Origin of the sequence: Caballeronia sp. GAFFF1, from assembly GCF_023630705.1 — a bacterium.
Classification (GTDB): Bacteria; Pseudomonadota; Gammaproteobacteria; order Burkholderiales; family Burkholderiaceae; genus Caballeronia.
Window position 1 is genome coordinate 279,592 of sequence record NZ_JALQEM010000005.1, and the last position, 25,000, is coordinate 304,591.

The following is a 25,000-nucleotide window of genomic DNA, read 5'->3' on the forward strand; positions in this document are numbered from 1 at the left end:
AATCCGCGAGTTAATCTGTCGTGGCTCCCTCTACGCGGCCTAGCGAGGCCGCCCGACCTGTCCCGCACGGCGCGGCCGCCGCGGGGAACGGCTGCCCGCGTGGCGGAGGTGCGGCAAGTCCTACCACGCCGAATTTCCGAACAATATTCGCGCATGAGTTTGGTCACTCGGGGTTTATACGAGATTGCAAACCAAAAATATGCGGTATCTTGCAGGGTCTGTTTGGCGGGTGTTGTCGAAACAGCGACTCCATAATAGCCCGGTAAATCGGTGAAAATACCTACGCGGACGCCCTCAAGATATTTGATGAAGTGCCGAAGACGCCCGATCGACCGACGCCTCGGACATACCGGTTTGTTAGAATGGGCAATTCAGACCCCCCGGTTGCACGGCCGAAGCCGCCGCATTGCCTTACATCACGATGCACCTTCATTTCCCTCCCGCGCTGGCACTGCCTTCCACCCCTCTCGTTTTCGTCGATCTCGAAACCACGGGCGGCACGTTCGGCGTCGATCGCATTACTGAAATCGGCATCGTCGAGGCCGGGCCGCAAGGCGTGTCGCAGTGGACCTCGCTCGTGAATCCGGAGCGGCCGATTCCTGCATTCGTTCAGCAGTTGACCGGCATCGACGACGCGATGGTCCGAGATGCCCCCACATTCGCCGAACTCGCAGCCGGCTTGCTCGACCGGATGGACGGGCGGCTCTTCGTCGCGCACAACGCGCACTTCGACCACAGTTTCCTGAAGAGCGAGTTCAGGCGCATCGGCATGCGCTTCGTGCCGGACGTGCTGTGCACGGTTCAACTGTCGCGGGCGGTGTATCCAGCGGAAACGCGGCACGGTCTGGACGCGCTCGTCGAACGTCACGCGCTCGTGCCTGCCGCCCGGCATCGCGCGCTCGCCGATGCGGATCTCCTGTGGCAGTTCTGGCAGCATCTGCATCGAGCGCACGCGCCCGAGACACTGGCGGAACACGTGGGCCGGGTAACGCGCCGCTTTCGGCTCGCGGCGCAGATCGACGAAGACACTATCGAGCGCATTCCGGCCGGCTGCGGCGCGTACGTGTTTTTTGGCGACGACGACGCACCGCTCTATGTCGGCCGCAGCGTGCGCTTGCGCCAGCGCGTGCGCTCGCACTTGACCGGACCGCGCCGATCAGCGAAGGACCTGCGCCTGGCCGCCCTCGTGCGGCGCGTGGAATGGAAGGCGACGGGCGGCGAAATCGGCGCGATGCTTGCCGAGGCGCAGATGATCGCGACGCTGCGTCCTTCGCTCAACCGCGCGCCGAAGTCCCGTGCCGGTGATGCGCGCGGCATGCCGTGGCCGCACGCAGGCGCCGTCGCCATCGAGGAGCGCGACGCGGCAACCGGGCACCGCGCTTGGCATGTGATCGACAACTGGCAGTACTTCGGCACCGCAGGGACGCTCGAGCAAGCGCGCGAGTTGCGGGTGACGGGCGAACCCGCGCGTTTCGACCTGGCGATTTACCGCATTCTCGCCGAACGTCTGGCTCGCGGTCTCGCGTTCGTGCCGTTGCGGCAGGACGTGCTGGCGAGCGCGGTTTCGTAACGTCAGCCGACCGCGCCGACGCCTCCGGCCGCGCACACGTGGGACAACGCGCGCCCGAGCGGCGCGTTCAGCGACGAGTCATAACGCGTGACGTGCTTCCAGCGCGCAAGACTGTCGGCGAGGCGCAGCGGACAGTCGTCGGCGTGGCGCATCGGCTCGATACGCGAGAGTGCGGTCAACAGCGCGCTGGTCAGCCGATCCAGCTTCGGTCGCGTCTCAGTGGCGAGATCGGGCGGCGAACCTTCAGGCGCGGCCCTCAGCGCGCGCCAGTTCGCGAACAGCGCGTTCTGCACGTCCTTGCTCGCGTCGATCTGATCGCGAAAGAACTGTTGCGCGAAATCCGGATCGATGTCCGCGGCGCGCGCTCTCTCGTCCACGTGCCGGAGCAGCGCGGCTTCACGCGGCGCGTCGGTGACCGGCTCGTGGCGCGCCCACTTGTAGCGGGCAACCGGTTCCGCCAGCGCGAGGCGTTGCGAAACGAGCGCGATGAGATTGGTGAACGCCGTGTCGTCGCCGTCTGCTTGCGCGGGCGCGGCGGCCGCGAGCAGCAGCGTGCAGGCGAAGGTCAGGCGAGAAAGAAGCGAGAGGGCCGATCGGTGGCGCATCGTCTGGGCGGTTCGCGCAAAAGCGCCAGCATAGCGCAGGCGCGGAGTCGTGCGGGCTCGAAGATCGGACGAGCGAAGCCAGGCGTCAGCCCGACTCGTTTCAGAAGGAGAGGGCGTGACGCTTCCTGGCGAGCGCCATATGCGGACTGCGAAGTCCGTGCGCGCCGCGCGCACCGGGCGTCGTATTCACGACGGCGGCGTGATGGTTCAGCGCGGCCGCCTACTTGACCGAAGCCAGCTTGCGCTGTTCGTCGAAGAACGCGCGCACGTGCTCGGGCAGTTCGGTCGCGAGAAACTCGACGGCTACCGGCTCCGGGTCCGGACAATGCACCTTGTCGGGCGTCGGGATTTTCGTCGGTTTGGCGTCCATGGTTCTCTCCTCGGGTGACATCGACATTCGATTGCTGGCTATTGCGACTGCTGCAGGTTCGTGCGCTGCCGCAATGGCCGATTAACTGATCCTCTGTTTAAGCGTTATCGGTTCGGCGCGGCTTCGGCTTGAGCGCGAAACTGCGGCAACCGATCAGGCATATGACCGTTCGCACGGCGGTCGGTAATTTTCGCTGGCGGGTGAGCCCGCTTACTAATGTTTTAGCAAAAAGAACCGCAGTGGACCAAGCCGGCGGGACAGCGCCGAGCCCCGTCGCCCGGGGCGCTGCGCCGCGCCCGCGCTGGATCGTTGCCTTTCCTCTATGGATATAACGATACCGGGAAACCTTCGTTGACGCTGTGGTGCAAAGCGGAAAATGGGTCGTCGTTGTACGAAAGCGCACATATCGCGCGATTTCGAGAAGCAGGCAGCGCAAATGCGAAATGCTCTTGCGTATTTGCGCCGCGAACCGAAATTCGAGGCAGTCGAGAAGCGGAAGGAGGCAACCGCGCATTGGGGGAGGGCCGTCTCGCGCGCGTTCGAGACCACCAATAGCAAAAACCCGCGTCATTTGCATGAACGCGGGTTCTGGTTTGCTGCTTGAATCTTGTGGTGCCGGAAAGAGGAATCGAACCCCCGACCTTCGCATTACGAATGCGCTGCTCTACCGTCTGAGCTATTCCGGCATCAGAGAAACAAGATTATAGCGACCACATTCTCGATTTGGCAATAGCCTGAATCAAATTTTCTTTGTCAGATGGTAGCGGGTGACGCGGTCCACTTCGTTCTTCGAGCCGAGGAACACCGGCACGCGCTGATGCAGGCTCGTCGGGACGATATCGAGAATGCGCCGCTCGCCGTCGGTCGCGGCGCCGCCCGCCTGCTCGACGATGAACGCCATCGGGTTCGCTTCGTACATGAGGCGCAGCTTGCCGGGGCGATCCGGCGTGCGCTTGTCGGCCGGATACATGAAGATGCCCCCGCGATTCAGGATGCGATGCACGTCCGCGACCATCGACGCAATCCAGCGCATATTGAAGTCGTCCTTGCGCGGACCGTCCTTCCCCTCGTTCAGTTCGTTCACGTAGCGCTGCACCGGCTCGTACCAGTGGCGGCTGTTCGACGCGTTGATCGCGTATTCGCGCGTTTCGGTCGGCACCTGCATGTCGCGCTGCGTCAGCACCCACGAGCCGAGTTCGCGGTCGAGCGTGAAGCAGTTGACGCCGTGGCCGACGGTCAGGACGAGCACCGTTTGCGGCCCGTACACCGCATAGCCAGCGGCGACTTGCGCCGTGCCCGGCTGCATGAACGCCGCTTCCGTCGGCTCCGCGCCGTCGGGGCAGCGCAACACCGAGAAGATGGTGCCGATCGACACGTTGACGTCGATGTTCGACGAGCCGTCGAGCGGATCGAACGTCAGCAGATAGTTGCCCTTCGGATAGCGGTTGGGAATCGGGAAGATCTTTTCCATTTCTTCCGATGCCATCGCGGCCAGGTTGCCGCCCCATTCGTTGGCTTCGAGCAGAATTTCGTTCGAGAGCACGTCGAGCTTCTTCTGCACTTCGCCCTGCACGTTTTCGCTGCCGGCGGAGCCGAGCGCATCGCCGAGCGCGCCTTTGCTCACCTGATAGCCAATTTGCTTGCAGGCACGCGCGACGACTTCGATCAGAAGACGCAGGTCGGCCGGCAGATTCTGGTGTTCGCGCTGCTGCTCGATCAGATACTTCGTGAGCGTGGTACGGCTGGAAATGGAGGACATGCTGGGCTCCGGTGAGCGTTAGACGAATATTCACGATTCTAACCGCTCGATCCTGCTCGCCCGTGTGACAGCACCGGCCGTGGCCGCCATAAACAAGAATGGCCGTCGCGCGAAACATCGGGCGACGGCCACTGAGCGGGTCAAGCGCGTTTACGCCGCCAATGCCTTCTCGACCACTTCGCGCACGTCGCGCGACTTCGCCTTCGACGCGACTTCGCTCAACGCGGCGTGCATCTTTTCGCGCAACGCCGGGGTGAAGCGCCGCCACATTTCGAGACCGCGCGCGAGCCGCGCCGCCACTTGCGGATTCAGCGCGTCCAGCGCAATGACCTGTTCGGCCCAAAACGCGTAGCCCGAGCCGTCGACCGCATGGAACTGCGCGGGATTGCCGCTACAGAAGCTGAAAATGAGCGAGCGCGCCCGGTTCGGGTTCTTGAGCGTGAATGCGGGATGCTGCATGAGCTGGCGCACGATGTCGATCACCTTGCGCTGCGCACCGCCGCGCTGCGTCGCCTGAAGCGCGAACCACTTGTCGACCACCAGCGCCTCCTTCTCGAAGCGGCGATAGAAGTCCGCGAGCGCCGCATCGGCGACGGTCGGGTCCGCGCCAGCGGTTGCGCTGGCAAGCAACAACGCGGAAAGCGCGGCGGAGCGGTCCGTCATGTTGTTCGCGTCGTCGTACTGCTTTTGCGCGAGACGCACGGCGTCGCTCGGATCGTCGAGCTGGCTCAGATAGGCGAGCGCCAGATTCTTGAGCGCGCGCTTGCCGGCGTCTTCGGGCGTCGGCCGGTACTCGCCCGGCGTCTGGTTCGCCTCGTAGACGGCGAGCCACTTGTCGCGCAACTGCGACGCGAGCCGGCGGCTCATGAACACGCGCGCCGCGTGGACGGCGGCCGGGTCCGACACACTCATCTGCTCGGCGAGATAGCTTTCGGACGGCAGCATGAGCGCGAGTTCGCGGAAGGCGGGCGTGAGCGTGGTGTCGTCGAGCACCTGCGCGAACGCCGCGATGACTTCGTCGCCGATCGAAAGCGTCTCGCCCTTCGCCGCGCGCCCGGCGAGCGCGAGCAACTCGCGCGTGGCGAGGCGCTGGCCGGCTTCCCAGCGGTTGAACGGATCGCTGTCGTGCGCGAGCAGGAACGCGAGCTGTTCGTTCGTGTAGTCGAATTCGACGATCACGGGCGCCGAGAAATTGCGCAAGAGCGAGGGCAGGGGCGCCTCGCCGACATCGACGAAGGTGAACGACTGCTCGCGCTCCGTGAATTCGAGCACGCGTGTCGTGCCGCTCGGCTCTTTTTCTCCTTCCAGACGCAGCGGCAGATCCGCCCCGTTCGCGCCGATCAGACCGACCGCGAACGGAATCAGAAGCGGTCCCTTCTGCGTCGCGCGAGCGGCTTCCGATGTCTCGCCGTAGCCTTGCGCGAGCGTCAGCGTGTACTTCTTGTTCGCGGCGTCGTAGGACGCGCGAACGGTGACGCGCGGCGTGCCCGCCTGGCTGTACCAGCGCTCGTATTGCGCGAGGTCGCGATGATTCGCGTCGGCCATCGCCTGACGGAAGTCGTCGCAGGTCACGGCCTGGCCGTCGTGGCGCTGGAAGTAGAGGTCCATGCCGCGCCGGAAGCCGTCGCGGCCGAACAGCGTCTGATACATCCGCACGACTTCCGAGCCTTTCTCGTAGACGGTCATCGTGTAGAAATTGTTGATCTCGACGTAGCTCTCCGGGCGCACCGGATGCGCCATCGGGCCGGCGTCCTCGGCGAACTGCATCTGCCGCAGCACGCGCACGTCTTCGATGCGCTTCGTCGCGCGGGCTGCGGCGCTCGCCGCGCCATCGGCGTCGCCGGCGGCCATGTCGGCGGAGAATTCCTGATCGCGAAACACCGTCAGCCCTTCCTTCAGGCTCAATTGAAACCAGTCGCGGCAGGTCACGCGGTTGCCGGTCCAGTTATGGAAGTACTCGTGGCCGACCACCGCTTCGATGTTCGAGAAGTCCGTGTCCGTCGCCGTTTCCGGATTGGCGAGCACGTACTTCGTGTTGAAGATGTTGAGGCCCTTGTTCTCCATCGCGCCCATGTTGAAGTCGCTCACCGCGACGATCATGAAGCGGTCGAGATCCAGTTCCAGCCCGAAGCGCTTTTCGTCCCAGCGAATCGAGTGAATGAGCGAATCCATCGCGTGGCGCGTCTTGTCGAGATCGTGTTCTTCGACCCACACCTGCAACAGCTTTTCCTTGCCCGAGCCGGTCTTGATGCGTTCTTCAAGCGCGACGAGCTTGCCCGCGACGAGCGCGAACAGATAACTCGGCTTCTTGAACGGGTCTTCCCACTTGGCGAAGTGGCGGCCGTCGGGCAGCTCGCCTTCTTCGATCAGATTGCCGTTGGACAAGAGCACCGGATACGCCGCCTTGTCGGCGCGCAGCGTGACGGTGTAAGTCGCCATGACGTCCGGACGGTCGAGGAAGTACGTGATGCGCCGGAAGCCTTCCGCCTCGCATTGCGTGAAGAAATTGCCGCTCGACACGTAAAGACCCGAGAGCGTCGTGTTCTGCTCCGGATTGCAGAGGCTCTCGATGCTGAGTTCGAACGCGTCGCCCGGAAGATCGCCGATCGACAGGCCGTTGTCGTTGATCTGCACGTCCGCGTGCGCCGCGCCGTTGATCGCCGCGCGCACGAACTCCAGTTGCTCGCCGATCAGTTCGAGGCGCGGCGCATGGCCGGGCGCATCCGGGTTGCGGCGCAGGCGCATGGTGTTCTTCACGACCGTGCGCGACGGCACGAGGTCGAATTCCAGCGCGACCGAATCGATCAGGAAAGCGGGCGGCGTATAGTCCTCGCGGCGAATCACAGCGGACGCGGTCGGTGCGGGCGTGTTGGACATGGCAAGATGATCTCGGTGAGAGTGGCGGCCTGAACGCTCGCGTGCGGCTCACGTGCGGCTCATGTGCGGCACATGTACGGCACGAACGCGGGCTCGGCAGGTCGAACCATTGTACAAAACGGTTGGCTGTCGTGAGTCGAACCCCGCCGTTCGACGCTCGCCGAGGTAGTCAACGAAATGAGGAAGGCCATGAATCTCTCGACCCATCGGCTGATGCGCGCGGCCTGCGTGCCCGGCGCGTTGTGGCTCGCGGGCTGCACGACCTACGTGCAGACGCAGGTGACCGCGTTCTCGGACTGGACCGGCAGCGACGTCACGCGCACGTACGCGTTCGCCCGCGGTGACGAGCAGCAGAACAGCATCGAGCAGAAGACGTACGAAACGCTCGTCGCGAGCGAACTGGCGAAGGTCGCATTCAAGGAGGCGCCGCAAGCGAGCGCGCATTATCAGGTGGCGCTCGCGTATTCCGTCCGCGGCGACCTCGTGACGGTGCGGCAGCCCGTCTATTACGACCCGTGGCCGTGGTACGGCTACTACGGCCGTCCTTTCTGGGGGCCGTGGGGCGGCTTCGGTCCATACGGCCCGTGGGGTCCGACGGGCTATGTCGACCAAAGTTACCCCGTCTATATTCACGCGCTGCAAATCCGCATGACCGAGCGGGCGACCGGACGCGAGGTATACAAGGTGACGGCGGTCAATTCGACCGACGACGCCTCGCTGTATCGCGCGATGCCGTATCTCGCCCGCAGCGCGCTCGCCGACTTCCCGCTCGGCAACGGCACGGTGCGCACGGTGACGCTGCCGGTGGACAGGAACGGCGGCATCGGCAACGAGACGGCGGCATCGCTCGATTCGACCGCGAGCGGCGCCGCGCCGGCACCCGCGGCCGCGCCCAAAACGGTGGAATGACACGGCGCGCAAACGGCCTTGCGGCACGCCGGAACGCGCCAGCAGAGGGCATTCGGGCGCGCCGCAATATATGCAGCGGCGGTCAATAAGCGATATATTCGCGGTCATGACAAAACCGTGTCCGCCCCGCCCGAAAGCCGTTCCCGAGCCCGCCACATGGGACGCCCGGCTCGCCCGCCGCCTCGTCACGCCGCTCGTCGGCACGCCCGTCACGCCGAATCATCTGACGACCGTTCGCCTCGCCATCGGCCTGGGCGGCGCGTACTACCTTTCGCTCGGCGACTTCTGGCTGTGCTCGCTCGGCGCGCTCCTGATCGCGCTGTCAAATTTCGTCGATCACACCGATGGCGAGCTTGCGCGCATCAGCGGTCAGTCGAGTAAGATCGGACACTTTTATGACCTTGCGTGCGACGCGCTCGTGACCGTGCTGCTCTTCGCGGGCATCGGTTTCTACGTCGCGGTGCATCATCCCTCGTTCGCAACGGCCGCGCAGTGGCTCGGCGGCGTGGCGGGCGTCGCGGTCGCGCTCATTTTCTTCCTGCGCATGCGCATCGAGTCGATGGTCGGCAAGTCCGGCACCAAGCAGGCTTCGATGGGCGGCTTCGAAACCGAAGACGTGCTGTATCTGTTGCCGCTCGTGACGGTGCTCAACGGCATGACGCCGTTTCTGATCGCCGCGGCTATCGGCGCGCCGTTGTTCGCGGTGTTCGTCGCGGTGGACTACCGGCGAGTGACGCGCCGCGTGCGCGCCGAAGCCACCGTCCGCGCAAAGGCGCAGACGGCGCACGCCGCGCGCAAGGACGGCAACGATTTTCAGGCGGTGAGATGAGCGATACGGCAACTCCGGTCAGCCAGCAACCTCGACACGCACAGGCGGACCACGCGAGCCGCCCGTCGCCACGCGATATCGACGCGACCCTCAACGCGCGCCTCGCCTCCCTGCCCACGCCCCGGCTGCACGCGGACTACGAGAAACAAGGCTCCTTCCTCTATCTCGACGACTTCCTGCCGCGCGACTACACCGAACGCCTGATCGCCGCCGTGCACGACGTGATGCCGGCCGTGAACCGCAACTACCTGCCGGGCCACAAGGCGGGCGGCAGCGTGAGCCGTCATACGCTCGACAAGCTCGCGCCGTTCATCGCGGACCTGTATCGCTCGGAAGCGCTCATCAAGTGGCTGGAGGCGGTGAGCGGCGACAAGCTGCAACTCTCGCCCGAGGACGATCCTCACGCCTACGCGCTCTATTTCTATACGCGCCCCGGCGATCACATCGGCTGGCATTACGACACGTCGTACTACAACGGCCGCCGCTACACCCTGCTGCTGGGCGTCGTCGACGATTCGTCCTGCCGGCTCGACTACGAACTGCACACGCGCACGCCGAACATGACGCCGGAACCCGGCTCGGTGCAGTATCCGCCGGGCGCGATGGTCTTCTTCGACGGCGACAAGCTCCGGCATCGCGTCACGCCGCTCGGCGAGAACGAGATGCGCGTGTCGCTCACGTTCGAGTACGTCACGAACCCGGAAATGCGGCCGTTCCAGCGGTTCATCTCGAACATGAAGGACTCGATCGCGTACTTCGGCTTCAGGCAGGTCTTTCGCCGCAAAGGCGGCAAGAACGGACAGGCATGAGCCGCGCGGGCACGGTTCTGCTGTCGATCGGCGTGGTGTTGTTCATCGCGCTGCTCGGCTGGCAAGGTTTCGGCTCGGTCGCGTCGACGCTCGCCGCCGCGGGTTGGGGTCTCTTCGTGGTGGCCGCATTTCACTTCGCGCCGCTCGTGCTCGACGCGGGCGCGATCAGCGTGCTCTTCTCCCGCAACGAACGCGACGTCACCTTGCGCGACGCGCTGCTCGCGCGCTGGGCGGGCGAATCGGTCAATAGCCTGATGCCCGCCGGGCAAATCGGCGGGCCCATGCTGATGGTCCGCCATCTCTCGCAGCGCGGCATGCGCGCGCGCGACGCCGCCGCCGTCATCACCGTGAGCACGACGATGCAGACCGTCGCGCAACTCCTTTTCGCGCTCGTCGGCGTCGTGCTGTTGACGAGCTACGCGGCGGGCGGCTCCTCGACGGTCGTCTCGATTGCGGTGCTCGCGGTCGTCGGCGTCATCGGCGCGATGATCTTCGGTTTCTATCTCGCGCAGCGGCGCGGTCTCTTCGGCCGCGCGATGCGCTTTGCGTCCGGCGTCGCCGCGCGCTTCTCGAAGAAGCGCGACTGGTCATCGCTCGTCACGCGCGCCGAGGCCGTCGATACCGCCGTTCACGCGCTGTATCGCGAGCGCGGCAAGGTGGCGGCGAGCTTCGGCCTGAGCCTTCTCGGCTGGATCGTCGGCACGGGCGAAGTCTGGATCGTGCTCGATCTGCTCGGGCATCCGGTCGGCTGGACGGAAGCGCTGCTGCTCGAAAGCCTCGGTCAGGCAATTCGCGGCGCGGCGTTCGCCATTCCCGGCTCGCTCGGCGTGCAGGAGGGCGGGTATCTGCTGCTCGCGCGCCTCGTCGGCCTGCCGCCCGAAACGGCGCTCGCGCTCTCGCTCGCCAAGCGCGCCCGCGAGCTCTTGCTGGGCGTGCCGGGCATCGTCTATCTGCATTTCGTTGAAAAAGGCTGGCAGCGCCGTCGTCTTGCGCGCGTGCCGGATATCGACTGATTCACCCTCGAAGGGAACAACAACCATGCGCGCAATTATTCTTGCGGCCGGGATGGGACTGCGTCTTGTTCAGCCCGAAGGCCAGCAAAAGCCGAAATGCCTGCTGCGCTTTGGCGACGCCTCGCTCCTCGAACGCCATCTTCATTATCTGAAGGGCGCGGGCGTCGATGAAATCGTCTTCGTCACCGGCTTCAAGCACGAACAGATCGAGGCGGAACTCGCGTCGATCGACTGGAAGCCGAAGTCGGAAATCGTCGTGAACGAGGAATTCACGCTCGGCAGCGTGCTGTCGGTGCACACCGCGCGCGAGGCGATGACGCGCGGCGGCGACGTGCTGCTGATGGACGCCGACGTGCTCTACGACGAGCGCATCATCGAACCGCTGGTCGCGGGCGGCGCCGTGAACCGCCTTTTGATCGACCGCGACTTCGAAGCCGGCGACGAGCCGGTGAAGCTGTGCGTCGAGAACGGCGTGCCGGTGGAACTGCGCAAGCAGGTCGCGGCGGGCCTCACGTACGACACCATCGGCGAATCGGTCGGATTCTTCCGCTTCGACGAAAAGACGGCCGCGCGTCTTGCCGATATCGTCGCGGATTATGTCGAAACGGGCCGCGCGAAGATGCCGCACGAAGAAGCGGTGCGCGACCTGCTGCTGGAAAAAGCCCACGTGTTCGATATCGCCGATGTGACCGGCGCGCCGTGGATCGAAATCGACTTTCAGAACGACGTGAAGCGCGCAGCCGACGAAGTGCTGCCGCAGTTGCAACCGCTACGTCAGTTTGCAGGAGCCTCCCAACAATGAACGCACCCCGAACCATTCCCGTCGGCTACTCGCGCACCATGCGTCTGCGCGAGATGCTGCAAAGCAGCCGCCTCGAATTTCTCATGGAAGCGCACAACGGCATTTCCGCGCGCATCGCGAAGGAAGCCGGTTTCAAGGCGATCTGGGGCTCGGGCCTCTCGATCTCCGCGCAGTTCGGCGTGCGCGACAACAACGAAGCGAGCTGGACGCAGGTTGTCGATAACCTGGAATTCATGGCCGACGCCAGCGACTTGCCGATCCTGCTCGACGGCGACACCGGCTACGGCAACTTCAACAACGTGCGGCGGCTCGTGAAGAAGCTGGAGCAGCGCGGCATCGCGGGCGTGTGCATCGAGGACAAGCAGTTCCCGAAGACCAACAGCTTCATCAACGGCGAAGCGCAGCCGCTCGCCGACATCGACGAATTCTGCGGCAAGATCAAGGCCGGCAAGGATTCGCAAAGTGATCCTAACTTTTCGATTGTGGCGCGCGTCGAGGCGCTGATCGCGGGCTGGGGCATGGAGGAGGCGCTCAAGCGCGCCGAGGCGTATCGCCAGGCGGGCGCGGACGCGATCCTGATTCACAGCAAGCTCTCGAAGCCCGACGAAATCCTGACCTTCGCGCGCGAATGGGCCGGGCGCGGTCCGCTCGTGATCGTGCCGACGAAGTACTACAGCACGCCGACCGACGCGTTCCGTCAGGCGGGCATCAGCTGCGTGATCTGGGCGAACCATCTGATTCGCGGCGCGGTGTCGGCGATGCAGGCCATCGCGAAGGAGATTCACGATAGCGAAACGCTCGTCAATGTGGAAGACCGCATCGCGACGGTCAACGAGATTTTCCGCCTGCAAGACGCCGACGAATACTCCGCGGCGGAGAACATCTATCTGACGGCGGCCAACGAGAAGCGCAGCGCAGTCGTGCTGGCGGCAAGCCGCGGCGCGGGCCTCGAAGCCGTGACGGCGGATCGTCCGAAAGTGATGCTGCCGGTCGCGGGCAAGCCGCTTTTGCGCCATCTCGTCGAGGCGTTCAAGAAGGAAGGCATCAACGACATCACCGTGGTCGGCGGCTACCGTGCCGATGCGATCGATACGTCGGGCGTGCGCCTTGTCGTCAACGACAAGCACGCGTCGACGGGCGAACTGGCATCGCTCGCGTGCGCCGCGAAGCACATCACCGGCGATACGGTGCTGTCCTACGGCGATTTGCTGTTCCGCAGCTATATCCTGCGCGATCTCGTCGAATCGCCGAGCGACTTCTGCGTCGTCGTCGATTCGTCGCAGACGCCGCAATCGGGCGCGTCCGCGACCGACTTCGCTTACTGCTCGCAACCGGATGACCGCGCGCTCTTCGGCCAGAAAGTGTGGCTGGAAAGCGTGGTCGGCGCGGGACATGGTCTGACCGAAGGCCGCGCGCCGCAGGGCCGCTGGATGGGTCTCATCAATGTGCGCGGCGGCGCGCGCGATCGCCTGCTCGCGGTGCTCGCGCAGCTTCAGGCGCGTCCCGACTTCGATACGCTCGACATGGCCGCGCTGCTGAATGCGCTCGTCGCGGCGGGCGAGAAGATCGAAGTGCAGTACGTGCACGGCCACTGGCGCGGCGTGAACGACCTCGACGACTTCCGCCGCGCGGGCGACTTCGCGCACGGACAAACGCCGATCGGCTCGGAAGGCCTGGAGAACGCGCGTGATTGAGGCCGCCCAGTTCGTCGAAGCGGCGCGCGCGCGCGGCTTCGACTGGTATGCGGGCGTGCCGTGCTCGTTTCTCACGCCGTTCATCAACTACGTGCTGCAGGACGAATCGCTGCATTACGTGTCGGCGGCGAACGAAGGCGATGCGGTCGCGCTGATCGCAGGCGTGGCGCTTGGCGCAGGAAGCGGTAGTCCGAAACGTCGCGGCATCGCGATGATGCAGAACTCCGGCCTCGGCAACGCGGTGAGCCCGCTGACCTCGCTCACGTGGACGTTCCGGCTGCCGCAGCTTCTGATCGTGACATGGCGCGGCCAGCCGGGCGTCGCCGATGAACCGCAGCACGCGCTGATGGGCCCGATCACGCCGCAGATGCTCGACACGATGGAGATTCCGTGGGAGCTTTTCCCGACGGAAGCGGACGCCATCGGTCCGGCGCTCGACCGCGCGACCGAATACATGGACCGCACCGGCCGCCCTTATGCGCTCGTCATGCAGAAGGGCAGTGTCGCGCCGTATGAGCTGAAGAAGACCGGCCTGTCGGGCGTGCGCTCCGGTCAAGCCGCCGCGCCGGTCGACCGGTTCGAAGGCGAGCGCGTGACGCGTCATGCCGCGCTCGAGCGCGTGATCGCACGCACGCCGAAGGATTCGACGGTCGTCCTGGCTTCGACCGGCTTCTGCGGCCGCGAGCTGTACGCCATCGACGACCGCGAGAATCAGCTGTATCTCGTCGGCTCCATGGGCTGCGTGACGCCGATGGCGCTCGGCCTCGCGTTGTCGCGTCCGGATCTCACCGTCGTCGCGCTCGACGGCGACGGCGCGGCGCTCATGCGCATGGGCGCGTTTTCGACGCTCGGCGCCTACGGCCCGTCCAACCTGATCCACCTGTTGCTCGACAACGGCGCGCACGAATCGACTGGCGGACAGGCGACCGTCTCACGCGGCGTCGATTTCGCGTCGATCGCGTCGGCGTGCGGCTACTCGCTAGCGCTCGACGGCGACGACATCGGCGTGATCGACCGCCTCTTCGACGCGCAAGCGGCCGAAGGCGCGCGCTTCGCGCGGCTGTCGATTACCACAGGCACGCCTGCCGACCTGCCGCGCCCGAAGATCACGCCGGAAGACGTGCGCGCGCGTCTGCAACGACACATCGGAGAACGCTGATGCTGCTGCTCAATCCCGGCCCCGTCACGCTGACCGAACGCGTGCGCAATAGCCTGTTGCAGACGGACCTGTGCCATCGCGAGCCGGAGTTCTTCGACTTGCAGGACGAAGCGAGGGCGCGGCTCGTCGCGGCATACGAGCTCGATCCCGCGAAGTGGACGGCGGTGCTGATGACCGGTTCGGGCACGGCTGCCGTCGAAAGCATGATCGCGGGCCTCGTGCCGGAAGGCGGGCGGCTGCTCGTCGTGGAAAACGGCGTGTATGGCGACCGCATCGCGCAGATCGCGACGCAGTACGGCATCGAACATGAAGTGCTGAAGTACGAATGGATGCAGGCGCCGGACACCGACGCGATCGTCAAAATGATCGACGAGAAGGCGTTCTCGCACGTGGCAATCATTCATCACGAGACGACGACCGGCCGCCTGAATCCGCTCGATGCGCTCTCGCGGGCGTGCGCCGAGCGCGGCGTCGGCTTGCTGATGGATGGCGTGAGCAGCTTCGGCGCGGAAGCGATCGACTTCGACGGCGGCGGCATTGTCGCGGTGGCGGCGACCGCGAACAAGTGCCTGCACGGTGTGCCGGGCGCGGCGTTCGTGATCGCGCGGCGCGACGCGCTGGCGAAGGCCGCGAGCCGCACGTATTACCTCGGTATCGCGCGGCTCGCCAAGTTGCAGGACGCGCGCAACACGCCGTTCACGCCGTCGGTGCATGCGTATTACGCGCTCGTCGAGGCGTTGCGCGAGTTCGAGGACGAAGGCGGCTGGCGCAAGCGCCACGCGCGCTATGCGACATTGGCCGAGCAAGTGCGCGCGGGCTTTGCCGCGCTTGGGATCGAGAGCGCGTTGCCGGCGGACGAGTCGTCGGTCGTGCTGCGCGCGTACCGGCTGCCGGCGGGCATCAGCTACGAAACGCTGCACGATACGCTGAAGGCCAAGGGCTTCGTGATCTACGCGGGGCAGGGCGGCTTGTCGAAGACCTTGTTCCGCATCTCGACGATGGGCGCGCTCGATGCCAGCGATATGGATCGCCTGATCGCATCCGTTGCGCAACTGCTAGGCTAGGCGTCAGGGGCCTTTGCAGAAGATCGCCGTGATGAAGGGCGCGACGTGGTGCACGTCCGCGTCGCTGCCCGCCGCGTCGACCTTCTCTTGCACCGCGTCGTCGCTCGCCCAGACGACCACGCCGTAAGCCGAATCCGCAATGGGCTCGCTGTTGCCCTGTCTGAAGATCGGATCGTCCTTCTGGTAGCCGACGACCGCATACACTTTGAAACCGTATGCCGTTAGCACCGCGCCTTTGACCGCCTTGAACGCGTTGACCGAGTTCGGCTCGACGCGCATCGGCTTCTTCTCGATCAATCCTTCTTGTTGGAGCGGCGCGATGAAGTCGTGCGCGGTGGAGTGACAGTCGAGCTGCGCTTCGATTGCGCGTGCATGCGACGGCGCGGCCGACAGGGCGAGCGCAATGGATGCGGCTAGGCGAAAGAAAAGCGCGGCGGCCTTCATAACGAATCTTCACGGTGACGGACGAAAGCTTGCACTTTAGCGAGCGCGCAAAAATTGTGCTCGGATCAGTGCGTCCGGTCCACGCCGCAAGAAAAACGCCCTTCGTCAGAAGGGCGCTTCTTGAACACTCAGGCCGCCAGTTCCAGCGCCGTCGTCCTGCGCCGCTCGCGCTCATGCACGCGCCTGCCTGCCGCGTAGGTTTCGAACACGGCGCGGTCATCGCCGAGCAGCGCGAACGCGAACAGCAGTTCTTCGAGCGATTCCACGCGAGCCGTGCGCCGGGCGAGCAGCGGCGTCGCGGCCGGATCGAGCACGACGAAATCCGCCTCGCTGCCGGGCGCGAGCGTGCCGATCTTGTCGTCGAGTTCGAGCACGTGCGCCGCGCCCGTCGTCGCGAGCCAGAACATGCGCGTCGCGCTCAGGTGATGCCCGGTCAGACGCGCGACCTTGTGCGCTTCGTTCATCGTCTGGAGCATGGAGAACGACGTGCCGCCGCCCACGTCCGTCGCGAGCGCGACCGGCATCTTTGACGCGCCGGCTTTCTCGAAGTCGAACAAACCGCTGCCGAGAAACAGGTTCGATGTCGGGCAATGCGACGCCACCGCGCCCGTTTCGGCCATGCGCTGGCGGTCAGTATCGTCGAGATGGATGCAGTGGCCGTACACCGCGCGCCGCCGCAAGAGGCCGTAGTGGTCGTACACGTCCAGATAACTGCGGTGGCCCGGAAACAGGCTCTCGACCCACTTGATCTCGTCGGTGTTCTCCGCGACGTGCGTCTGAATGAACACATCTTGATGTTGCTGCGCGAGCGTGCCGCACGCTTCCAGTTGCGCTTCGGTCGATGTCGGCGCAAAGCGCGGCGTCAGCGCGTAATGCTGACGCCCGCGGCCGTGCCAGCGCGCGATGAGCTCGGCGCTGTCGTCGTAGCCGGACTGCGCCGTGTCGCGCAGAAACTCGGGGCAATTGCGATCCATCAGCACCTTGCCCGCCACCATGCGCACATTGCGCGCCTCGCTTTCGGCGAAGAACGCATCGGCGGATTGCTTGTGCACCGTGCAGTAGACGAGCGCGGTCGTCGTGCCGCACGCGAGCAGTTCATCGAGGAAGAAGCTCGCCGTCTCCCGCGCCACGGCCGGGTTCTCGAAGCCGCGCTCGGTCGGAAACGTGTACGTGTTGAGCCACGGAAGAAGACCCGGCGCGGGCGACGCGATCATGTCCGTCTGCGGAAAGTGAATGTGCGAGTCGATGAAACCCGGCACGATCAGCTTGTCGCGCATGGTGTGGACGGTCGCGTCCGCGCCGAGCGTGTCGCGCAGCGACGCATACGCGCCCGCCGCGACCACTTTGCCGTCTTCGACGATCAAAAGGCCATCGGCCTCGTACACCGCGCCGTCGGCGGCAAGCGCGGGGTCTTCGCGGAAGGTGAGCAACTGGGCGCGGTAGGCGGTCTGAGTCATGGTGCAACGTCTCCGATTTCTAGTGATGTCTACAACTGCGAAAGCAATACGAGCGAGAAGGCCGCGATGATCCACATCGCCGGCTTGATCTCGTTGAAGCGTCCGGTCGCGGACTTGAGCACGACGAACGCGAGAAAGCCGTACGCGACGCCGTCGGTGATCGAGTAGGTCAGCGGGATCAGGATCATGGCGAGGAACGCGGGAATGGCTTCGTCGAAGCGATGCCATTCGATCTGCGTGATCGCTTCCATCATGAACACGCCGACGAGCACGAGCGCGGGCGCGGTCGCGATCGCCGGAACGAGCGACAGGAGCGGCGAGAGAAACAGGAACGGCAGGAAGCACAGGCCCGCCACCACAGCGACGAGCCCGGTGCGCCCGCCCGCCGAAATGCCCGCCGCCGACTCGATATACGCGTTCGCGGGACTCGTGCCGAGCGGCGCGGAAACGAGCGCGGAGAAGGCGTCTACCATCATCGACTGGCGGATGTTGCGCGGGTTGCCGTTCGCGTCGGACAGCTTGCCGGCCTCCGAGATCGCCATGAACGTGGAGAGCGCGTCGAAGAACGACGTGAAGAGCATCACGAAGATGAACGGCCAGTAGACCACCTTCAACGCGCCCGTGAGGTCGAGTTGCCAGATACCCGAAAAGTCCGGCGCGGCGAAGAGGCCGTTCCAGTTCACGAGCGTTTTCGTGGCGATGGCGGCGGGCCAGTACGCGGTGCCGTCGCCCCAGACGCGGCCGATCGGAATGGCGATGATGGTCGTGAACACGATGCCGAGCATCAGCGCGCCGGTCACTTTGCGCGCGACGAGAATCGTCGTGACGGCAAGGCCGATCAGGAACGTGATGACCACCGGGTTGAGCGAGGCCGAATGCACGATGGTCACCGGATCGCCGACGACGAACTTCGCGTTCACGAGCCCGATCAGGCTGATGAACAAGCCGATGCCGCACGACACCGCGTGCCGCAGGTTCGCGGGAATCGCATCCACGACGAGCTTGCGCGCGTTGAACACCGCGAGCACCGCGAAGATGACGCCGGCCCAGAACACGCAGCCGAGCGCCGTTTGCCACGGCATCTTGCCGCCGTGGACCATGACGAAGGCGAAGAGCGCGTTCATGCCCATGCCGGGCGCGACGAGCACGGGATTGCGCGCGTAGAGGCCCATCGCGCAGCTGCCGAGAAAGCTGACGATGACCGTTGCCGTGAGCGCAGCCGGAAACGGCACGCCGGCCTGCGAGAGAATGCCCGGATTGACGACGATGATGTACATCGCCGTGAGAAAGGTCGTGATGCCCGCGACGATCTCCGTCTTCGTGCGCGAGCCCGCCGCGCGAATGCCGAAGAACCGTTCGAGGGCGGTGGTGTCGCGGTGTGTTGTTGCTGTGGTATCCATCTTTATTGCGTTCAGTGCGGTTAGTGCTTGGTGCTGTTGCTTGGTGTCATTGCTTCCAGTACGCATCGAGGCGCGCGACCATCTCGGCGCGTTCGTCGTCGGTGACGAACGAGGCTTCCAGGCTGTTCTTCAACAGCGTGTAGACCTCCTTGTCCGACAGCTTCAGCGCATCGACGATGGCGAAGTAGTTCGCGTTGACGTAGCCGCCGAAGTACGCGGGATCGTCCGAATTGATCATCACCGCGACGCCCTGATCCAGCAGGTCTTTCAGCGTGTGCCTGGTCATGTCGTCGAATACGCGGAGCTTGATGTTCGAGAGCGGGCACACGGTCAGCGCGATGCGCGCATCCGCGAGACGCGCGACGAGCGCGGCGTCCTCGATGCTGCGCACGCCGTGATCGACGCGATCCACCTTGAGCACATCCAGCGCCTCGTAGACATACGCGGGCGGTCCTTCCTCGCCTGCATGCGCGACGAGCTTCAGCCCGCGTGCGCGCGCCTTCGCGAAGACGCGCTCGAATTTCGACGGCGGATGCCCGCGTTCCGACGAATCCAGCCCGACGCCGATGAGCCGGTGCGCGTACTGGTCGAAAAGCGGCAGCGCGCTTTCATACGTGGCGAGCGCGTCTTCCTCGGAGAGGTGGCGCAGGAAGCATAGGATCAGCTTCGACGTGAGGCCGCGTTTTTCGCCTTCGGCGAGCGCGCGCTCGATGCCCGCGACGACCGTCTCGATGGCGACGCCGCGCTCCGTATGCGTTTGCGGATCGAAGAAGATTTCCGCGTGCGTGACGTGATCGGCGAGCGCGCGCTCGACGTAGGCCATCGTCATGTCGTAGAAATCGGCTTCATGCAGCAGGACGCTCGCGCCCGCGTAGTAGATGTCGAGGAACGATTGCAGGTCGGTGAACGCGTACGCGGCGCGCAGCGCGTCGATGGAGTCGTACGCGAGCTTCACGCCGTTGCGCTCCGCAAGCGCGAAGATGAGTTCCGGCTCGAGCGATCCTTCGATGTGAATGTGCAGTTCCGCCTTCGGCGCGCGCGCGATCTTGTCGGCGAGTGTGGGATTCATGGGCTTGAGGTTCTTATGTCGATGCTGGGGGCTTCCGCTCGGGGTCAAGCGGTCTGTTGCGACGACGCGGAGAGTTCGGCACGCGCTTCCACCGCCTGCAGCAGCTGGGCGGCTGCTGCGACGGCGATCACTTCGGGCGCTTTATCGACGATGCCGTCGATGCCGATCGGACACACCATCCTCGCGATGCGCGCGGGGTCGATGCCGCGCGCCGCGAGCCGGTGTTCGAACTGCCGGCGCTTCGTGTGCGAGCCGATCATGCCGAAGAACGCGAAGTCGCCGCGCGCGAGAATGCGTTCGGCGAGCACGAGATCCACCGCATGGTTGTGCGTCATGACGATGAAGTACGTGCCCGGCGGCGCGTTGTCGACGGCTTCGTCGGGCGCGTCGTTCGGCTCGATCGTCACGTTGTCCGGCACGAACTGCGCGGCCGGGAACGCGGCGTCGCGCTCGTCGACCCATCGCACGTGACAGGGCAGCGTGGCGAGCACGCGCACGAGCGCCGCGCCCACGTGACCCGCGCCGAACAGCACCACCTGGAAGTCGCGCGGCGCGATGGTCTCGGTGAGCAGCGCGCCGCTCTCGTCGAAGCCCGCGCCGTCCCACAACAGGCAGTCGGCGGTGTCGGCGCCCGGCTCGGGATCGGACAGCATCACGGCGTCGGGCATCGGCGCGAAGGAGACGCTGCGCACCGTCGAAAGCCCGGCTGCCGTGCGTTTGGCGAGCGACGTCACCCAGTTCAGGTCCGATACGTCGAGCCGCTCGAACGCGAGCACGACCGCGCCGCCGCAGCACTGGCCGAGACTCGGACCGAGCGCGAAACGCTCGAGCCTGCGCATGCGCGGGCTGCGCATGCCGTCCTTCAGCACTTGCCGGGCGGTTTCGATCGCCTTCCATTCGAGATGGCCGCCGCCGATGGTGTAGCGGGCGTCCTCGCGCGTCACGATCATCTTCGTGCCCGGCTCCCGCGGCGCGGAGCCTTCGACACGCGCGACCGTCACGAGCACGACGGCGTCGCCGTGCGCGAGCAGGTGTTGCAGGTCGTTCAGCCAAACTTGCATGGATGAGGCTCCGGGAGAGGATCGGGTTATCGCGTCGTCGCAGGCGCTAGTTTACCGGGGCGGCCGACTCCGCCTCGACGGAAAGCGACGACAGCGCGTCGAGAATCGCTTCGGGCGTGGCGGGCGCGCGCAGCTTCGGTGCGTCCGCCGCGTCGGGCGAAGCGCCCGCGATGGCCGCGCGGATGGCGAGCAGCACCGAAAACGCGAGCAGGAGCGGCGGCTCGCCGACGGCTTTCGAGCGGAAGATGGTCGGCTCCGCGTTGTCGTTGCCCGCGCCGCGAAAGAGCGCGACGTTGAACGCGGCGGGTGTGTCGTTGACGGCGGGAATCTTGTAGGTGGAAGGCGCGTGCGTCATCAGTCGCCCGTCGCGGTTCCACCACAGCTCCTCGGTCGTGAGCCAGCCCATGCCCTGTATGAAGCCGCCTTCCACTTGTCCTAAGTCGATGGCCGGATTGATCGAGCGCCCTGCGTCGTGCAGCAGGTCGGCGCGCAGCAGTTTCCATTCGCCGGTGAGCGTATCGACGACGACTTCCGACACCGCCGCGCCGTACGCGAAGTAGTAGAACGGATGGCCGGTCAGCGTCTTCGCGTCCCAATGGACTTTGGGCGTGGCGTAAAAGCCGTCGGACCACAACTGCACGCGCGCAAGATACGCCGCCGCGACCAGTTGGTCGAACGGCATCTGCCCGCCGTTCGCCTCGACCACGCCGCCGTGAAAGCGCACGTCCGCGGCTGCGCCGCCAAGCTGCTTCGCGGCCAGTTCCGCGAGGCGCTCCCGGATGGTCAGCGCCGCCGCCTCCGCCGCCTTGCCGTTGAGATCGCTTCCGGTGGATGCCGCCGTCGCCGACGTATTGGCGACCTTCGACGTATCGGTGGCCGTCACGCGCACGCGCGCGAGGCCGATGCCGAGCACGCTCGCCACCACTTGCGCGACCTTCGTGTTGAGCCCCTGACCCATTTCCGTGCCGCCATGATTGACGAGCACCGAGCCGTCCTTGTAGACATGCACGAGCGCGCCGGCCTGATTCAGAAACGGCACGTTGAACGAGATGCCGAACTTGACCGGCGTGAACGCGATGCCGCGCTTGAGCACGTCGTTGGTCGCGTTGAACGCCGCGATTGCTTCGCGGCGCGCGTGGTAGCCGCTGGATGCAATCAAGTCGTCGGTGAGCGGCGCGAGCACGTTGTCCGCGACCGTCTGGCCGTACGGCGTCACGTTGCGCGCGTCGATGCCGTAGTAGTTCGCGCGCCGCACGTCGAGCGGATCGCGCTTCAGCCGATGCGCGATTTCATCGAGCATCACTTCCATCACGAGCGCGCCTTGCGGGCCGCCGAAGCCGCGAAACGCCGTGTTCGACTGCGTGTTGGTCTTGCAGCAGAACGCGCGGATATCGACATCGCTCAGGTAGTACGCGTTGTCGAAGTGGCAGACGGCGCGGGTCGCGACCGCGCCCGACAAGTCCGCCGAATAGCCGGCCCGCAGCGCGATCTCGACGCGCGCGCCGACGATGCGCCCGTAGTCATCGAAACCCGCTTCGTATTCGTAGACCGCGTCGTGGCGCTTGCCGGTGATCATGAAGTCGTCGTCGCGATCGGCGCGCAGCTTCACCGGGCGCCTGAGCACATGCGCCGCCAGCGCCGCGACGCATGCGAATAGCGCCGATTGCGATTCCTTGCCGCCGAAGCCGCCGCCCATGCGCCGGCATTCGCACACGACCGCGTGCGTCGGCCAGTCGAGCATGTGCGCGACGACCTGCTGCATTTCGCTCGGATGCTGCGTCGAGCTGTAGACAAGCATGCCGTCCGATTCCTTCGGCACCGCGTACGCCACCTGTCCTTCGAGATAGAACTGCTCCTGCCCGCCGACCTCGAATTCCCCGGCAACGCGATGCTTCGCGCCCGCGATGCGCGCATCCGGATCGCCGCGTTTCAGATGCAGCGGCGGCAGCACGAACTGCTTGCGCGCCTTGGCTTCGCGCGGCGTGAGCACGGCTTCGAGCGGCTCGTAGCGCACCACATCGTCGCTTTTCGCGAGCGCGGCGGCGCGGCGCGCCAGATCGTGCGTCTCCGCGATCACCGCGAACACCGGCTGCCCGAGGTACTGCACTTCGTCGGCGGCGAGGATCGGGTCGTCGTGCAGCACCGGGCCGCAGTTGTTTTCGCCGCGAATGTCGGCGGCGGTCAGAACCGCGACGACGCCGGGCGCGGCACGCACGGCATCGAGATTCATCGAGACGATGCGCGCGTGCGCATGGCGCGACAGCCCGAGCGCCGCGTGCAGCGTGCCACGCAATTCGCGGATGTCGTCGGTGTAGATCGCCTCGCCGCTCACGTGCAGCGTCGCCGATTCGTGCGGCAGCGCGGCGCCCGCGGCGTCGGCCGCGGTATCGAGTGCAACAGGCTCGCTGGCCTTGTTCATGGCTGCTCCTCGGAGATCGACGCATGCGCGGCGTACGCGAACGCGTTCACTTGGGCCAGCGCGAGCGGCGCGGCGGCACGCGTCTCCAGATGAAAGCGCCGCAGCAGATTGCGCGCCACCTTCGCCCGATACGCGCTCGATGCGCGCATGTCGGTGAGCGGCTGGAAGTCGGCGTCGAGCGCGTTCATGGCGGCGCGCACGGTGTCGTCGCTCCATTGCGCGCCGACGAGCGCCGCTTCGGCCTGAGCTGCGCGTTTGGGCGTCGCCGCCATGCCGCCGAACGCAATCCGCGCGCTCGTCACGCGCTGGCTGTCGTCCAGCCGGATCGCGAAAGCGGCGCATACGGCGGAGATGTCCTGATCGTAGCGCTTCGCCACCTTGTACGTCCGGAACCGCAAGTCCGCGCCCGGGCGCGGCACGCGAATCGCCGCGACGAATTCGCCCGGCTGAAGCGCGGTCTTCTGATACGCGAGATAGAACGCGTCGAGCGGCATCGTGCGGGTCTTGTCGCCGTGTTGGAGCTCGAGTTCGGCGTTGAGCGCGATGAGCGCGGGCATCGAATCGCCGATCGGCGACCCGTTCGCGACGTTGCCGCCAAGCGTGCCGGCGTTGCGGATCGGGCGCGACGCGAAGCGCGTCCAGAGCTCGGCGAGTTCGGGGTAATCGGCGGTAAGCGCGGCATACGCGTCTTCGAGCGATGCCGCCGCGCCGATCGTCAGCGTCTGCGCGTCGCGCTCGATGCGCTTCAGTTCCTCGACATTGCCGATGAAGAGAATGTCGCCCACATCGCGAAACTGCTTGGTGATCCACAGGCCGATATCGGTGCTGCCCGCGAGCAGCCGCGCGTCCGGGTTCGCTGCCCGAAGGCGGGCGAATTCGTCGCGCGTGACGGGCGCATGAAACGCCGGGGCGCCGAAGGTTTCACCGCGCGCGTCCGGCGCCCGGTACTCGAACGTCTGCGTTCGGCGCAGGCCGGCGAGCGTTGCGCGGATCGCATCGCGGTCGAAAGCCGGCGGCGGGTAGTCGAACATGCGCTCGGCGGCATCGATGATCGGCCGGTAGCCGGTGCAGCGGCACAGGTTCCCGGAAATGGCGGCGGCGATTTCGTCGCGCGAGGGCGGGCCGGCATCGCGCGGATGGGCGTGATACAGCGCCCACAGCGACATCACGAAGCCCGGCGTGCAGAAGCCGCATTGCGAGCCGTGACAATCGACGAGCGCCTGTTGCACCGGGTGCAGCGCGCCGTCCGCGCCGCGCAGGTCTTCGACGGTGAAAAGCGCGCGCGAATCGAGCGTCGGCAGAAGCTGGATGCACGCGTTGACGGCCTTGAGCGCGAGTTCGCCCGCCGAATCGAGTTCGCCGACGACCACGGTGCAGGCGCCGCAATCGCCTTCGGCGCAGCCTTCTTTGGTGCCGGTGCAGTCGTTCGCGCGCAGATGCTGAAGCACGGTGCGCGTGGCGGGCGCGTCGGCGATGTCGCGGACGGCGCCGCGGTGCAGGAAGCGGATGGTGTGCGTTGTCATGAGCCGGGCAGGGACATTGCGGACCAGGCGCGCGTTACGCGGTTTCCGCCTGCATCCCGAAATTCCGGCATGTCACGCGGACTGCGCGCACGTAGATCGCCATCCAGACTCGACCATAGCACCGCAATATCCCGAAAATATTTTTGGGATCGTATTCAGATTATGCG

The 25,000-nt window shown here is 65.7% G+C and carries 20 protein-coding genes and 1 tRNA gene; 9 read left to right on the forward strand and 12 right to left on the reverse strand.

Annotated features, from left to right (window positions below; genetic code table 11):
- The first annotated feature begins 421 nt into the window (after positions 1 to 421).
- Positions 422 to 1,570 (forward strand): exonuclease domain-containing protein, encoded by a 1,149-nt coding sequence (locus NCR37_RS03625; protein WP_250471853.1) that lies wholly within the window; start codon positions 422 to 424, stop codon positions 1,568 to 1,570.
- A 2-nt stretch (positions 1,571 to 1,572) separates the two neighbouring features.
- Here the strand turns inward: NCR37_RS03625 and NCR37_RS03630 are convergent, their stop codons facing one another.
- The 5 genes from NCR37_RS03630 to pepN form a co-directional block, all read right to left on the reverse strand.
- Positions 1,573 to 2,175, reverse strand: a complete 603-nt coding sequence (locus NCR37_RS03630; protein ID WP_250471726.1) for a chorismate mutase — start codon at positions 2,173 to 2,175, stop codon at positions 1,573 to 1,575.
- A 220-nt stretch (positions 2,176 to 2,395) separates the two neighbouring features.
- Entirely contained in the window at positions 2,396 to 2,545 is a 150-nt protein-coding gene (locus NCR37_RS03635; protein ID WP_175939762.1) for a hypothetical protein, read from the reverse strand.
- A 610-nt stretch (positions 2,546 to 3,155) separates the two neighbouring features.
- Positions 3,156 to 3,231, reverse strand: a tRNA-Thr gene (locus tag NCR37_RS03640).
- A 53-nt stretch (positions 3,232 to 3,284) separates the two neighbouring features.
- The gene (locus tag NCR37_RS03645; protein WP_250471728.1) at positions 3,285 to 4,304 is read right to left on the reverse strand and encodes a class 1 fructose-bisphosphatase; all 1,020 of its coding nucleotides are present in this window, start codon (positions 4,302 to 4,304) and stop codon (positions 3,285 to 3,287) included.
- 150 nt (positions 4,305 to 4,454) lie between these two features.
- The gene (pepN, locus tag NCR37_RS03650; RefSeq protein WP_250471737.1) at positions 4,455 to 7,181 is read right to left on the reverse strand and encodes an aminopeptidase N; all 2,727 of its coding nucleotides are present in this window, start codon (positions 7,179 to 7,181) and stop codon (positions 4,455 to 4,457) included.
- Positions 7,182 to 7,370: 189 nt separating this feature from the next.
- On the opposite strand from pepN, the gene NCR37_RS03655 reads away from it, so the two are divergent.
- The 8 genes from NCR37_RS03655 to NCR37_RS03690 all read left to right on the forward strand — a co-directional run bounded on the left by NCR37_RS03655 (position 7,371) and on the right by NCR37_RS03690 (position 15,460).
- The gene (locus NCR37_RS03655; protein WP_250471739.1) at positions 7,371 to 8,090 is read left to right on the forward strand and encodes a DUF4136 domain-containing protein; all 720 of its coding nucleotides are present in this window, start codon (positions 7,371 to 7,373) and stop codon (positions 8,088 to 8,090) included.
- A gap of 106 nt (positions 8,091 to 8,196) precedes the next feature.
- Positions 8,197 to 8,919 carry a CDP-alcohol phosphatidyltransferase family protein gene (locus tag NCR37_RS03660; protein WP_250471741.1) on the forward strand — a complete coding sequence of 241 codons (723 nt, stop codon included), beginning with the start codon at positions 8,197 to 8,199 and terminating at the stop codon, positions 8,917 to 8,919.
- Positions 8,916 to 9,728, forward strand: coding sequence for a HalD/BesD family halogenase (locus NCR37_RS03665; RefSeq protein ID WP_250471743.1), 813 nt, complete (start codon positions 8,916 to 8,918; stop codon positions 9,726 to 9,728). Before NCR37_RS03660 ends, NCR37_RS03665 begins: the two co-directional genes overlap by 4 nt.
- Positions 9,725 to 10,741 (forward strand): flippase-like domain-containing protein, encoded by a 1,017-nt coding sequence (locus tag NCR37_RS03670; protein ID WP_250471745.1) that lies wholly within the window; start codon positions 9,725 to 9,727, stop codon positions 10,739 to 10,741. The genes NCR37_RS03665 and NCR37_RS03670 overlap by 4 nt, the downstream gene beginning before the upstream one ends.
- 25 nt (positions 10,742 to 10,766) lie before the next feature.
- Positions 10,767 to 11,543 carry a phosphocholine cytidylyltransferase family protein gene (locus tag NCR37_RS03675; protein ID WP_250471747.1) on the forward strand — a complete coding sequence of 259 codons (777 nt, stop codon included), beginning with the start codon at positions 10,767 to 10,769 and terminating at the stop codon, positions 11,541 to 11,543.
- On the forward strand, positions 11,540 to 13,237 hold the full coding sequence (gene aepX, locus NCR37_RS03680) for a phosphoenolpyruvate mutase (protein ID WP_250471756.1): 1,698 nt from the start codon (positions 11,540 to 11,542) through the stop codon (positions 13,235 to 13,237). Before NCR37_RS03675 ends, aepX begins: the two co-directional genes overlap by 4 nt.
- Positions 13,230 to 14,396: a phosphonopyruvate decarboxylase gene (gene aepY, locus NCR37_RS03685; RefSeq protein ID WP_250471764.1), complete on the forward strand. Its 1,167-nt coding sequence runs from the start codon at positions 13,230 to 13,232 to the stop codon at positions 14,394 to 14,396. The genes aepX and aepY overlap by 8 nt, the downstream gene beginning before the upstream one ends.
- Positions 14,396 to 15,460, forward strand: coding sequence for a 2-aminoethylphosphonate aminotransferase (locus tag NCR37_RS03690; protein WP_250471771.1), 1,065 nt, complete (start codon positions 14,396 to 14,398; stop codon positions 15,458 to 15,460). Before aepY ends, NCR37_RS03690 begins: the two co-directional genes overlap by 1 nt.
- A 3-nt stretch (positions 15,461 to 15,463) precedes the next feature.
- Here NCR37_RS03690 and NCR37_RS03695 read toward each other — a convergent pair whose 3' ends face one another.
- From NCR37_RS03695 to xdhA, 7 genes are all read right to left on the reverse strand, one after another.
- On the reverse strand, positions 15,464 to 15,904 hold the full coding sequence (locus NCR37_RS03695) for a hypothetical protein (protein WP_250471773.1): 441 nt from the start codon (positions 15,902 to 15,904) through the stop codon (positions 15,464 to 15,466).
- Positions 15,905 to 16,032: 128 nt separating this feature from the next.
- Positions 16,033 to 17,361: a guanine deaminase gene (gene guaD / locus NCR37_RS03700; RefSeq protein WP_250471783.1), complete on the reverse strand. Its 1,329-nt coding sequence runs from the start codon at positions 17,359 to 17,361 to the stop codon at positions 16,033 to 16,035.
- A 29-nt stretch (positions 17,362 to 17,390) separates the two neighbouring features.
- A complete protein-coding gene (locus NCR37_RS03705) occupies positions 17,391 to 18,761 on the reverse strand; it encodes an NCS2 family permease (protein WP_250471784.1) in 1,371 nt (456 codons plus the stop codon).
- A 46-nt stretch (positions 18,762 to 18,807) separates the two neighbouring features.
- A complete protein-coding gene (locus tag NCR37_RS03710) occupies positions 18,808 to 19,830 on the reverse strand; it encodes an adenosine deaminase (protein WP_250471786.1) in 1,023 nt (340 codons plus the stop codon).
- Between the two features lie 44 nt (positions 19,831 to 19,874).
- Complete coding sequence (gene xdhC / locus NCR37_RS03715) at positions 19,875 to 20,891, reverse strand: xanthine dehydrogenase accessory protein XdhC (protein ID WP_250471788.1); 1,017 nt, start codon at positions 20,889 to 20,891, stop codon at positions 19,875 to 19,877.
- A 46-nt stretch (positions 20,892 to 20,937) separates the two neighbouring features.
- Positions 20,938 to 23,310 carry a xanthine dehydrogenase molybdopterin binding subunit gene (gene xdhB, locus NCR37_RS03720; RefSeq protein ID WP_250471789.1) on the reverse strand — a complete coding sequence of 791 codons (2,373 nt, stop codon included), beginning with the start codon at positions 23,308 to 23,310 and terminating at the stop codon, positions 20,938 to 20,940.
- Positions 23,307 to 24,833 carry a xanthine dehydrogenase small subunit gene (gene xdhA, locus NCR37_RS03725; RefSeq protein WP_250471792.1) on the reverse strand — a complete coding sequence of 509 codons (1,527 nt, stop codon included), beginning with the start codon at positions 24,831 to 24,833 and terminating at the stop codon, positions 23,307 to 23,309. Before xdhA ends, xdhB begins: the two co-directional genes overlap by 4 nt.
- Between the last annotated feature and the right edge of the window lie 167 nt (positions 24,834 to 25,000).